Here is a 12,826-nt window from a genome sequence, read left to right on the forward strand (position 1 = left end):
ATTCTTGGATGGTCACGCTGATTTCAAGCAAGCATCTCGTATAGCTGAGATATTTGTACGATATGCCTCTTCATTTCCACCTTTAAATATAGCAGAACCTGCAACAAGTACGTTCGCACCAGCTTCCATGAGCGCACGAGCATTGGATGGAGTAACGCCACCATCAATCTCAATATCAATTGGACGGTCACCGATCATTTTTTTAACACGCGCAACTTTATCAATCATTGCATCAATAAAAGCTTGTCCACCAAATCCAGGGTTCACTGTCATGATTAGAATGAGATCAAGGCGATCCAAAACATACTCAATGGCGCTTTCAGGCGTTGACGGATTAAGTGACACACCCGCTTTTTTACCCAGCGACCTAATAGCCTGAAGTGACCGGTCGAGGTGCTTTGTTGCTTCTGCATGCACGGTAATAATATCGCAACCAGCATCTGCAAACGCTTCTAAATATGGATCACACGGCTCGATCATCAGGTGACAATCGTAAATCACGTCAGAACGATCACGCACAGCGTTGATAACAGGTGGACCAAAAGTGATGTTCGGGACAAAATGACCGTCCATAACATCTAAATGTATCCAGTCAGCTCCGGCGCGAATGACGGCCTCGATTTCATCTCCTAATTTTGAAAAATCAGCAGACAATACCGATGGGGCTATAATTAAATCCGTGCTCAAAAGGCACCTCCATGCTTTCTTTGCCCATGCGGTAAACGCTCGAGAGGTTCAGGTCAAGCGGATAGGTGTTCGATTTCAATCCTTACTGCGAATAATTCGCAATAAGGATTGACGTATGCATATAAATACGCGATAGCTAGTTGCGAATAATTCGCATGTAGAAGGTTTAAGAATGTTAAAATTGTTAGTTATCTCATTATTTTTTGCCATAACAACGCTGCAAAGCGCGTCGGCCGCAAAATTACAAGTTGTCACAACATTCACAGTTTTTGCTGATATGGCAAAAAACATTGTGAAAGATCGCGCTGATGTTATCTCTATTACTAAACCTGGCGCGGAGATTCATAATTATCAACCGACCCCAGGTGATATTAGACGCGCACAACGCGCCGATCTTATTCTATGGAATGGTCTTAATCTCGAGCTTTGGTTTGAGAAATTCTTTGAAAACCTATCCGATGTTCCAAGCGTTATTCTAACTGACGGTATTGATCCAATCAGTATCGGTGAAGGACCTTATAATGGAAAACCTAATCCGCATGCATGGATGTCACCAAAAAATGGTGTGATCTATGTTGAAAACATGACGAAAGCGCTGATAACGCACGATTCTGTCAATGCTGATTTTTATCGCCAAAACGCAGACATATATATAGCGAAAATCATGGCGGTTTCAGCCCCTATTACAAAAACTATCAGTGATATTGATGAAAATCGACGCTGGCTTGTAACAAGTGAGGGTGCATTCAGCTACCTTGCTAGAGATTTTGGCCTTAAGGAACTTTTTATATGGCCAATTAATGCTGACCAGCAAGGCACTCCACAACAGGTACGTAAGGTTATAGACAAAGTTCGCGAGTTAGATATTCCTGCAGTCTTTTCTGAAAGTACAGTCTCTGCCAATCCAGCTAAGACGATAGCCAAAGAAACAGACGCAAAATATGGTGGGGTTCTTTACGTGGATTCACTAAGTAACGAGAATGGTCCAGTGCCTACATATATTGATCTTATCAATGTGACAGTTCAAACAATTGCCAAGGGCCTAAGTAAATCTGATGGATAGCTCTACCTCTAAACAAAGTGGCCTTATCGTTAGCAATGTTACCGTTACTTATAGAAACGGTAACACAGCGCTTCGCAATGCAAGCTTTGATGTTCCTAGAGCATCGATAACTGCACTCGTGGGCATCAATGGTAGCGGAAAATCCACTCTTTTTAAGTCAATCATGGGATTTGTACAATTTACCTCAGGCGAGATTTCTGTTCTAGGTAAAACTGCAAAAGAAGCGCTTGCAGATAACCTCGTAGCATATGTTCCACAGAGCGAAGACGTCGATTGGCAATTCCCTGTTTTAGTGGAAGATGTTGTATTGATGGGACGTTATGGCCACATGAATTGGCTGCGGCGAGCGAAAGCGAAAGACCATCAAATGGTTGATGAGGCGCTTGAACGCGTTGGCATGTCAGACTATCGTAAACGCCAAATTGGTGAATTATCGGGTGGACAGAAGAAGCGTGTTTTTCTTGCACGGGCACTTGCACAAGAGGGACAGGTGATCCTTCTTGACGAACCTTTCACGGGCGTGGATGTCAAAACTGAAACACAGATTATAAAACTCCTCCAGAGCCTACGCGATGAGGGTAGGGTCATTCTGGTTTCCACTCACAACCTCGGCAGCGTTCCCGAGTTTTGTGATCGTGCCGTACTCATCAATAAAGCAGTTCTTGCCTCAGGGAATACAGCAGACGTCTTTACGCACGCCAACCTTGAGAAAGCTTTTGGCGGCGTTCTTCGGCATTTTGTTCTTGGCGGTGAAACACTTCATGACGACGATGATACACGTCAGGTTACAGTCTTAACTGACGACGAACGCCCATTTGTTATCTATGGCGATGCAAATGACGATGGACCTGAGAAAACGTGATGGCTTATCTTCTTGAACCCTTCACCTACCAATATATGGTCAATGCGATTTTAATCAGCGCATTGGTTGGTCTCATTTGTGGTTTCTTGTCATCCTATCTGATTTTAAAGGGCTGGTCCCTCATTGGTGATGCTTTGTCCCATGCAATTGTACCTGGTGTTGCAGGAGCGTATATGCTTGGGTTACCATTTGCGGCCGGGGCGTTTCTTGCTGGTGGTTTAGCCGCTGCTGGCATTATGTTTTTAAATCAACAAACAACGTTAAAGCAAGATGCGGTTATCGGAATTATTTTCACATCCTTCTTCGCGCTTGGTCTTTTTATGGTGTCAATTTCACCCGTTTCAATTAATGTTCAAACCATAATTCTGGGCAATATATTGGCCATTTCAAGTGATGATAGTGTGCAACTTGCAATCATTGGCGGCGTAACACTTTTTGTTCTTCTTCTTAAATGGAAGGATATCATGCTCGTGTTTTTCGACGAACACCAAGCAAGCGCCATTGGCATTAATCCCTTTAGGATAAAAATACTTTTCTTTACGCTCTTAAGCGCATCGACTGTTGCAGCCTTGCAGACCGTTGGGGCATTTTTGGTAATTGCACTCGTTATAACACCGGGAGCCACTGCCTATCTGTTAACTGACCGGTTTCCAAAATTAATCTTAATCAGTTCTGCTATTGGCATGACGACCTGTTTTTTCGGTACATATCTAAGCTATTTTCTAGATGGCGCAACGGGAGGTATAATCGTCGTCATGCAGACTATACTTTTCCTGCTTGCTTTTATATTCGCTCCAAAACACGGGTTGTTAAAACAACGTTCAAAGACCAGAGAAAATTTGATGGGAGAGCAAAATGGCTGAATTTATTGAGACCTTACTGTTCCCCTTCTCTTTCCCGTTTATGCAGCGTGCATTTATCATCACACTTTTGATCGCAATTCCTATGAGTATGTTGTCGTGTCTGGTAGTACTAAAGGGCTGGTCTTTGATGGGTGATGCGGTTTCACATGCAGTGTTACCAGGCATCGTTATTGCTTATGTTCTTTCTATACCGCTAGCTATCGGAGCGTTTTGTGCAGGTCTTTTCTGCGCAGTTTCTACTGGCTATATCAAAGATAATAGCCGCATAAAAGAAGACACTGTTCTAGGAATTGTATTCTCCGGCATGTTTGGACTGGGGATAGTTCTGTATGTAAATATTCAAACAGACGTACATTTAGATCACATTCTTTTCGGCAACATGCTTGGTATTAACTGGAATGATATTTTCATAACAGCTTTGTTGAGTCTGTTATGCGGCGGCTTTATGTTTTTCAAACGCAGGGACTTGCTGCTTTATTCATTTGATAGCCAGCATGCACGAGCTATCGGACTTCCGGTGAAATTTCTGCACTATGGCCTATTAATAACGCTTTCAGTGATTATCGTTGCAAGCCTTGATGCCATTGGAATTATTTTATCAATCGCATTGCTCGTAACTCCCGGTGCCATCGCATTTCTGGTTAGCCGCACATTTAGTAATATGCTTATCATTGCATCAGCAACTACTATTTCTGCGGGAATTATTGGCATTTATCTAAGCTTTGTTATTGATAGTGCCCCCGCGCCCACAATTGTTCTGTGTTTGACTGCCATATTTATTATCGCATTTTTCGTGCAACAATACAGATTTGCCAAATTGCGCAAGGCTACCATTAGTTGAGGTTTTATTATCAGGTCGTCCAGCAAGCCCCTTCCAGTATTTAGGTATCATAATGTTGGAAACTGGCTAAATACCCAGCATGGACTTTTTAATGATCTCACTCTCAGAGACAGGAGCAGAGAAATAATACCCCTGAGCAAAGCGACAACCCAAATCACGAACAACTTTGACATCTTCTTTTGATTCCAGACCCTCCGCAACAATGTCCACATTCAAGTCACTACCAAGCCCAACCAGCATTTTTATAATGCCCCGTGAAAACGGATTTGTGCGTACATCATTTGTAAAAGCACGGTCGATCTTAATAGCTGTCAAAGGCAGTGATTTCAAATAGACTAAATTTGAATATCCGGTTCCAAAATCATCAATGGAAATACCACAACCAAGGTGCCTGATTTGCTCGAAATTCTCAGTTGTATTCTTTACATTTGGCAGTAATGCAGTTTCCGTTAATTCCAGTTTGAGGTTTTTCGGATCCAGGTCGTTTTTATCTAAAACTTGCTTTAAACTTTCAGAAAAATTATCACGGGCCATATCAACGCCAGAAATATTAACAGATGCAAAAAGATCGCTTTCATGTGAACTTTTAGTCCGTGTATGTTGTAAAACCATGCAGGCTTGCTGCAGAGCATAGTCCGTTAATCTACCTATTGACCCCATCTCCTCCGCAACGGGAATAAATCGGTCAGGCGGTATATTACCAAGCCTAGGGTGGCACCAGCGCATCAAAGCTTCAAAACCAACCATCCGATTATTCGCAAGTTCTATGATTGGCTGAAAAACGAGAGAAAACTCTCCCTGGTCTAGACCCTTTTCAATATCGAGTTCAAATCTGAACTTTTCGATCAATTTATGCGCATTGTGTAAGGTACTTGGTGCAAACGGTGTTTGCTCTTCCTTATCTTGTCCAAAAAATCTAGTAACAAAATCAACAGTAGTATCGAAACATGCCCTCAATATCGGATCAAGTGCCTCCAAGCGCGTTAAAATATCCTCCGCTGAGATTCTATAGGCAATACAAGGTGAGATGGCTTCAACAGTAACTGCACGCGGTTGGCCCGTCAGTACAGATGTTTCTCCCAAAATGGAGCCTGCGCCGCGCCTCTCACATTCAACACGTTCGCCGTTGACCTCATTGTAAAGAAGTATTTCACCAGTTTCGATGACATAGGCGCAGTCGTTGGGGTCTCCCTCCCTGTAAAGAATATCACCTGTATTGAGCTTTACTTCAGTAACCGATTTCAAAAAGTGTACTCCTGTTAGACGGCCATCCATGCTATGGTAGAAATAAAATCTTATACCAACCTTTAGTATAAACACTTTTGCTTCAAAATTATCTAAAGATAATAAAATAGCGTTACTTTGATCTTAAAACAAACGCCTGATCAGCAACATGCGTACCTTACATCTAATAGTTTTTCATATGGTTTCACTACGATAAATATTGGACGCACAAAACTAATTATCAACCATAATTTGCTATCGCACTACTCCTAACGATAGCGAAGAAAACCTTTGATCATCGCTTAAAAACATCGGGCATGGTATCAATTTGTTAGTACTTTTGGTCCAGCATAAAAGAGGTTTATCTCTGTTTTGGGGAACAGTATGAGGTCCAGTCATGGAACATGGCTGTTGCTTGCCACCCAACGAATCGGATAATCAATGCACGGATACCCTTTACCAGAAAATGAGATCCAGCGTCTTACCAAGCTTCGTGAGTATCAAATTCTCGATAGTTTGCCCGAGGCCACATATGACCGCGTAGTGCGATTGGCCACAATAAATTTTAATGTCCCAATAGCACTAATCTCATTAATTGAAGACGAACGGCAATGGTTCAAAGCAAAAATCGGATTTAGCGAACAGGATGCCTCACGAAGTACCTCATTTTGCGCTCACACGATCTGCCAAGATGACATATATGTAATTGAAAATGCGCTCAATAGTGAAGTATTCTCGCAAAACCCATCCGTTATCGGTGATGCCCATGTACGATTTTATGCCGGTGCGCCATTGCGTGCACCAGGTGGCCTGAATATTGGCACTCTAGCCATCATAGACACTAAACCTCGAAAATTCAGCGATGAAGAGGTCTGGTCTCTCCGGTGTCTTGCGGAGATGGTGATCGACGCTTTAGAAATGCGCTCCATGATTGATCGTGCCGAACGCTCTGAACAACGGCTCATTGACGCTATGGAATCGTTACCCAATGGGTTTGTGCTTTACGACAAAAATGATCGACTGGTGATTTGCAATCAACGCTACCGGGACCTTTACGCAAAAAGTGCGGACCTAATGGTTCCGGGAGCATTCTTCAGTGAAATTATCCGTAAAGGCGTAGAGCGCGGCCAATATATAGAAGCCGTGGGTAGGGAGGAGGAATGGATAGCCAAACGCCTTAAGGACCACAACAATCCAGGCGAACCTATCGAACAAAAGCTGCCGGATGATAAATGGCTTAGAGTTCAGGAGCGCCGAACTAGCGAGGGCGGTTTTGTTGGTTTCAGAATAGACATTAGTCAACTTAAACAACAAGAACGGAAATTGGAACAACTTGCCTGGACGGATAGCCTAACAAGCGCATTAAACCGCCATAGATTTATGGAACTAGCTGGCAAGGAGCTTGATCGGGCAAAACGGCATAACCATGAGATGTCATTTATGCTTCTTGATGCGGATCACTTCAAGCAAATCAACGATGAGTATGGTCATGCCGCGGGTGATGCTGTGCTTATAGAACTTGTAAAACGCTCAACCAAAGTGTTGCGGGCCCATGATTTAATGGGGCGCTTTGGCGGGGAAGAGTTTTGCGTTCTCCTGCCTGACGTTGATGCGGCTGGAGCGGCAAGGGCAGCCGAACGATTGCGCAAGGCAGTAGCTGAGCTGCCATTTACCTTCGAAGACCAATTGATCAAAGCATCCATCAGCATCGGAGTTGCCACGCTTGCTGCAGACGAAGGTTTGCGGAGATTAATGAAACGAGCAGATACGGCGCTCTATCAAGCCAAGAATGCTGGTCGCGACTGCGTTCAAAGCGCAGCCTGATAAGCGCGACTTACACTCGAATCTGCGGACATATACGCTTTATCCTAAACGATCTATCATTAGTAAATATGTTCATTAGAATGGTACGGTTGGGTGGTCTCGAACCACCGACCTCCGGATCCACAATCCGGCGCTCTAACCAACTGAGCTACAACCGCACAAAGAATACACAATTCTTACGATGAGCTGACATACGTCCCTTAGATTTTTTTTGCAAGACCCAAAGCGAAATCTAATGCAAAATTCTCTAAATGATGGCCTTCATTTCAACTTTCTGAATGAACTATGGCCAATTTTAAACTAGGGTTGGCCTTGTATGACTGCAGGTCCACGAAAGGGAGCTTATATTTCTGGGCTCCCTAAAATTAACCCTTTTTTAATAAATTAGGGTCCTCAAGCCTGAGTTTTATGGACCTTCGAGATATAAAACGCTATCAAAACAAGGACTAAATGTATTCTATGATCTAGGGCAGCACCGTAAAGCCATGAAAAAAATTATGTATCCTTTTATTGATTTGGCCGTTCATGACGCCATACGTAAGCCATTTTCGGACGGCAAAGCGCTCGCAATTGTAACACCCAATTTTGAGAATTTGCTTTGGGCAAATGGAGCTGCCGCCAGATTTTTTAAGTTTGATACGATCTATGACTTCATGGATGAAGGGCTGATCGATAGAAAGAAAACGAGAAAAAAACTGCGTGAAACAGCAAAGCAGTTGATGAATAACAAAGTTATCAAAACCGCAAATTTGCAAATTTTGACAAAGGGCGATGGAACAAAGCTTGATCTATCACTTGAATTAATAACATTACCAAGAGATGAAAAGGCAATTCTGGTCGTCATTAATAAAGAAATGACACCATCTCACAGTGCATTAGATGTCGACCACATAATAGCGGGCTTTGAAAACACAGGAACATGTGTTGCAGTTCTTGGCGACAAGGGACAGATGTTAGGCGCCACAGAGCAAATAGATGCACTGAAAATCGATTTATATGAACGCCGAAAAATAACTGAAGAAGCCGCAGGCGAAGCAGACAGACTTGTGAAACGTCCAATTGAAACAATCAAAGGAGAACTACCCTCCGCCATTGGACATCTCTCTGAAGATCCAGACTTGTATCTTCTCTTTGTGATTGATGAAGATGTAGATGTCATTGAAGATAGTCCTGTTGCCGATGTTGCTGACAACGATCATCCAATGGTATCTACGTCAGAAAAAAATGCTGATGCAACAGACAATCTTGAAACCGAAATAAATGTCGAGCCGAATATTGGTGCTGCTTCAGAAAAAGCTGGCACGATTGAAGTGGCTGAGGAACAAGCTTCAGCGACATCTTCATCTGAAAATACGGCGATTGAGAATATAGAGCCAGCAGACAAAGATCAGTTCGTTTTTGATCCAAAACAACGCGCTGTCCGTTTCGTATGGCGCACAGATGCTGCCTCAATTTTTACAGAGATCTCTCCTGAATTAGGTGAAGCTCTTGGACCCAACTCAGCGAATATTTTGGGTCGCAGGTTCGGCGATGTTGCACTTGTTTTCAATTTAAATCCAAGTGACGAAATTGCCGATCTTATACGTCGTAGAGATACTTGGTCTGGTAAAACAGTGATGTGGCCAGTTCAAGGAACAGATTTAAGCGTCCCAGTCGATTTGGCAGCCCTCCCCACATACACTCGGGATCGATTATTCGATGGCTATCGAGGCTTTGGTGTTGCGCGAATTCAAGATGCAATTCATGACCCAGAGGCTATTGGGTTTGCACTTGTTGATGGCCCTCAAACTGAGGAAACATCAAGCGATAATACAGATCCTGCAAAATCAACAGTTGACCCTGAAAACATAATTGAGAAAAATGAAGAGGCAACACCTTCAAGCAACAAAGATCCATACGATGAGGACGATCCATATCAAGGAGAAGTGCCGGCACTTGAAACGTCTGACACTCCCAAACGTCGGCAAGGTGACAAAGTTGTCCATTTAGATGAGCTACGACGCGAAGCCCGCGAAAAACTGACTGACGACGAACAGGCAGCATTTTTTGAAATTCGCGAAAAGCTTAGCAAAATTAATGATGATTTCAGCGACACTGATGAATCGGAAGACGAATTTATTGATGAAGAAAGCTCTCTTGAAGATGTCTCCTTCGATGAACTTAATAGGGATGATGATGACGCCTTAGATGAAACTCATTTTGAGGAGACCGAAACTCATAATGATGATGGCTCCGAAAAACATGACGCACCAATTGAACCGGAGTTGGAAAAATATAATTATCCTTCCACTTCAGACATGCCAATTGGGTCCGATGTCATTAATGATGAAGCCGCAGTTCTGGTCTACAGATCAGATGATTTGCTGTTCGCAAACGGAGCTTTCTTTGATCTCACAGGCTATATCGACATAACCCAACTTAGCAAGCTAGGTGGGCTGGAACATCTGTTTATCGAAAACACCGAAGAAGTAGATTTTAAGAATGAACACGTGCGGGCAAATGATGAACTCATCATTCGCCGTGCAGATGGTCAACATCTGGCTGTTAAATCTACTATGCATGTAACACGTTGGCAAAATGAAAAGGCTCTCAGCCTTACTTTTGACCGATTGATCAAAAACAGTTTGCCAAATGAATCTTCTTCCGAGGAATATGAACGTTTAAAAACCAAAATTTCTGATCTAAATTCTATTTTGGAAACAGCTACCGATGGTGTTGTTATAATTGGCGAAGATGGTCACATACAATCAATCAACGCCTCAGCCTCAGCGCTTTTCGACTATGATGCCAGCGAAACGGTGGGCGAGCCATTTGCCATGCTTTTTGCTTCTGATAGTCAGAAATCTGTATTAGATTACGTAAACGCGTTGTCCGAGCATGGGGTTACAAGCATCTTAAATGATGGGCGCGAAGTTGTGGGGCGCGTATCATCGGGCGGAACATTACCTCTTTCCATGACCATTGGCCGCCTCTCGGGTTCGGGCGGATATTGCGCTGTTTTAAGAGATATCACCCAATCTAGATATGCTGAAGATGAACTTCGAAAAGCAAAGAAAGATGCTGAATCTGCGAGTTCGCATAAGTCAGATTTTCTTGCACGTGTTAGTCATGAAATTCGAACACCTTTAAATGCAATTATTGGGTTCTCCGATCTCATTTCTCAGGAACGTTTTGGCCCCACTGGTCATCCACGCTATGTTGAATATGCGCATGATATCAGCAAATCCGGTCGCCATGTGCTTGATATTGTCAACGATCTTTTGGACATATCAAAGATTGAGGCGGGTCAGCAAGAATTGGACTTCCAGTCGGTTAATCTCAACAACGAGATCAATGAAGCCTTATCCATTATGCAACAAATCGCGAATGAAAATAGGGTTGTTACCAGATCAAGTTTACCATCTGATGTTCCTAACGTCGTTGCTGATCAACGCTCAATTCGACAGATATTGCTGAACGTTTTATCAAATTCAATTCGGTTCACACCGGCAGGTGGACAAATAGTTGTATCGACATCTCTTGAAGCCAATGGGCATGTGCTTTTGCGTATCCGAGATAACGGCATTGGTATGAGTAGAGCAGAGCTTGAGCGCGCAATGCAACCATTTGGTCAAGTCGGGCAAGAAACGGTTCAACGCGGAGAAGGAACCGGACTTGGTTTACCTCTCACACGCGCTATGACGGAAGCGAACCGTGCAATGTTTGACATTATCTCTTCGCCCGGCGATGGAACGCTCGTGACAATAAACTTTCCGCCACAAAGAGTTCTCGCGGAGTAATTTAACCAACATATTTCTATAAAACATACATTGATTTTTGTGCTGGTGTTTAGGTTACACGACTGACCCTGAGCTTTCATCACATAAAAAAAGAGGCTCCTCAAAAGGAGCCTCATAAAATTAGACAAGCAATCATGACAGCATCTTAAAATGCTAAAATGATAATAACGCTTACCAATTGACATCCAAATAATTAAATCATTCAAATTGAATCTAGTTCGCGAAATTGCCGATTTAAATTTATATCAAGAGTTAAACCAATTTTGCCTCTGTCGCGGCTCTAAGTTCGTCTTCTGTAACACCATCAGCGAGTTCAACGAGTTTAAGTCCGCCCTCAACAACATCAAGCACCCCTAGATTGGTAATAATTCGATCAACGACAGCCTTGCCAGTTAAAGGAAGTGTACATTCTTTAAGAAGCTTTGATTCACCCTTTTTGTTCGTATGATCCATAACAACAACCACGCGCCCGACCCCAGCAACAAGATCCATCGCACCACCCATGCCTTTCACAAGCTTACCAGGGATCATCCAATTGGCCAGATCACCATTTTCTGCAACTTCCATTGCGCCCAAGATCGCCATTGCAATCTTGCCACCTCGGATCATGCCGAAGCTTTGTGATGAATCAAAATATGCTGTTTGAGGCAATTCAGTAATTGTTTGTTTGCCCGCGTTGATAAGGTCAGCATCGATATTTTCTTCTGTTGGAAATGGACCCATGCCCAGCATTCCATTCTCCGATTGAAGCGTAACCTCAATGTCATCAGGAATGAAATTTGCGACCAATGTCGGAATACCAATTCCCAAATTTACATACCAGCCATCTTGAAGTTCTTTTGCTGCTCTCGCAGCCATTTGATTACGATCCCACATGATAATTTCCTTCAAATCTTTATTAGGCTGCACTTACAGTACGTTGTTCAATTCGCTTTTCATGATCACCTTGAATAAGGCGATTTACATAAATACCGGGCAAATGGATGCCATCTGGATCTAGCGAACCTGTTGGCACGATCTCTTCAACTTCCGCGACACAAATTTTTCCACACATAGCAGCAGGTGGATTGAAATTTCTTGCTGTTTTGCGAAATACAAGATTACCTGTTTCATCAGCTTTCCATGCTTTTACAATGGATAAGTCAGCGAAAATGCCTTCTTCGAGAATATATGTTTCACCATTAAACTCTTTATGCTCCTTGCCTTCAGCAATCACAGTGCCAACACCTGTTTTTGTATAAAACCCCGGTATACCGCATCCCGCAGATCTCATTCGTTCAGCGAGGGTGCCTTGGGGAGCAAATTCCAGCTCGAGTTCACCTGAAAGATATTGGCGCATGAATTCTGCATTTTCACCAACATAGGATGAAATCATCTTTTTAACTTGGCGCGTTTGGAGTAAAATCCCAATACCAAAATCGTCCACACCTGCGTTGTTTGATGCAAAAGTTAAATCCTTTGCGCCATGTTTGTGAATTGCTTTAATAAGCAACTCAGGTATCCCACACAGGCCAAATCCACCTGCGGCAATAAGCATGTCATCATGCAACAAACCATCCAACGCATCATTTGCGTTTGCATATACTTTTTTCATGTCGATTTTCTCCAGTAATGAAGACCTTTATTCTCAAGAAACTCAATTGTTCAGTTAATGTTTAGACAAAAAAATAGATTAATCCAGTC

10 protein-coding genes and 1 tRNA gene are annotated in these 12,826 nt (G+C 42.9%); 6 read left to right on the forward strand and 5 right to left on the reverse strand.

All coding sequences use genetic code 11. The features are described 5' to 3' along the window. Positions 1 to 12: 12 nt before the first annotated feature. On the reverse strand, positions 13 to 687 hold the full coding sequence (gene rpe / locus G3W54_RS15285; protein WP_162654137.1) for a ribulose-phosphate 3-epimerase: 675 nt from the start codon (positions 685 to 687) through the stop codon (positions 13 to 15). Between the two features lie 172 nt (positions 688 to 859). Here rpe and G3W54_RS15290 point away from each other — a divergent pair, with 172 nt between their 5' ends. Genes G3W54_RS15290 through G3W54_RS15305 form a run of 4 tightly spaced genes read left to right on the forward strand, consistent with a single transcriptional unit; the run spans position 860 to position 4,316 of the window. After that, positions 860 to 1,750, forward strand: coding sequence for a metal ABC transporter substrate-binding protein (locus G3W54_RS15290; protein ID WP_162654138.1), 891 nt, complete (start codon positions 860 to 862; stop codon positions 1,748 to 1,750). Then, positions 1,743 to 2,612 carry a manganese/iron ABC transporter ATP-binding protein gene (locus G3W54_RS15295; protein WP_162654139.1) on the forward strand — a complete coding sequence of 290 codons (870 nt, stop codon included), beginning with the start codon at positions 1,743 to 1,745 and terminating at the stop codon, positions 2,610 to 2,612. The genes G3W54_RS15290 and G3W54_RS15295 overlap by 8 nt, the downstream gene beginning before the upstream one ends. Next, complete coding sequence (locus tag G3W54_RS15300; protein ID WP_305792185.1) at positions 2,609 to 3,475, forward strand: metal ABC transporter permease; 867 nt, start codon at positions 2,609 to 2,611, stop codon at positions 3,473 to 3,475. Before G3W54_RS15295 ends, G3W54_RS15300 begins: the two co-directional genes overlap by 4 nt. Further along, positions 3,468 to 4,316: a metal ABC transporter permease gene (locus G3W54_RS15305; RefSeq protein ID WP_162654141.1), complete on the forward strand. Its 849-nt coding sequence runs from the start codon at positions 3,468 to 3,470 to the stop codon at positions 4,314 to 4,316. The genes G3W54_RS15300 and G3W54_RS15305 overlap by 8 nt, the downstream gene beginning before the upstream one ends. A gap of 66 nt (positions 4,317 to 4,382) precedes the next feature. Here G3W54_RS15305 and G3W54_RS15310 read toward each other — a convergent pair whose 3' ends face one another. Continuing rightward, positions 4,383 to 5,561 carry an EAL domain-containing protein gene (locus G3W54_RS15310; RefSeq protein ID WP_162654142.1) on the reverse strand — a complete coding sequence of 393 codons (1,179 nt, stop codon included), beginning with the start codon at positions 5,559 to 5,561 and terminating at the stop codon, positions 4,383 to 4,385. 420 nt (positions 5,562 to 5,981) lie between these two features. Here G3W54_RS15310 and G3W54_RS15315 point away from each other — a divergent pair, with 420 nt between their 5' ends. Then, positions 5,982 to 7,364 carry a diguanylate cyclase gene (locus G3W54_RS15315; protein ID WP_162654143.1) on the forward strand — a complete coding sequence of 461 codons (1,383 nt, stop codon included), beginning with the start codon at positions 5,982 to 5,984 and terminating at the stop codon, positions 7,362 to 7,364. Positions 7,365 to 7,445: 81 nt separating this feature from the next. Here the strand turns inward: G3W54_RS15315 and G3W54_RS15320 are convergent. Next, positions 7,446 to 7,522: transfer RNA gene (locus G3W54_RS15320), tRNA-His, on the reverse strand. Between the two features lie 339 nt (positions 7,523 to 7,861). Between G3W54_RS15320 and G3W54_RS15325 the strand changes: the two genes are divergently transcribed. Then, positions 7,862 to 11,143, forward strand: a complete 3,282-nt coding sequence (locus G3W54_RS15325) for an ATP-binding protein (protein WP_162654144.1) — start codon at positions 7,862 to 7,864, stop codon at positions 11,141 to 11,143. Positions 11,144 to 11,395: 252 nt separating this feature from the next. On the opposite strand, the gene G3W54_RS15330 is transcribed toward G3W54_RS15325, so the two are convergent. Continuing rightward, on the reverse strand, positions 11,396 to 12,022 hold the full coding sequence (locus G3W54_RS15330) for a CoA transferase subunit B (RefSeq protein ID WP_162654453.1): 627 nt from the start codon (positions 12,020 to 12,022) through the stop codon (positions 11,396 to 11,398). 19 nt (positions 12,023 to 12,041) lie between these two features. Beyond that, positions 12,042 to 12,737: a CoA transferase subunit A gene (locus G3W54_RS15335; protein ID WP_162654145.1), complete on the reverse strand. Its 696-nt coding sequence runs from the start codon at positions 12,735 to 12,737 to the stop codon at positions 12,042 to 12,044. Positions 12,738 to 12,826: the final 89 nt, after the last annotated feature.

This window comes from Lentilitoribacter sp. Alg239-R112, assembly GCF_900537175.1.
GTDB lineage: Bacteria > Pseudomonadota > Alphaproteobacteria > Rhizobiales > Rhizobiaceae > Lentilitoribacter.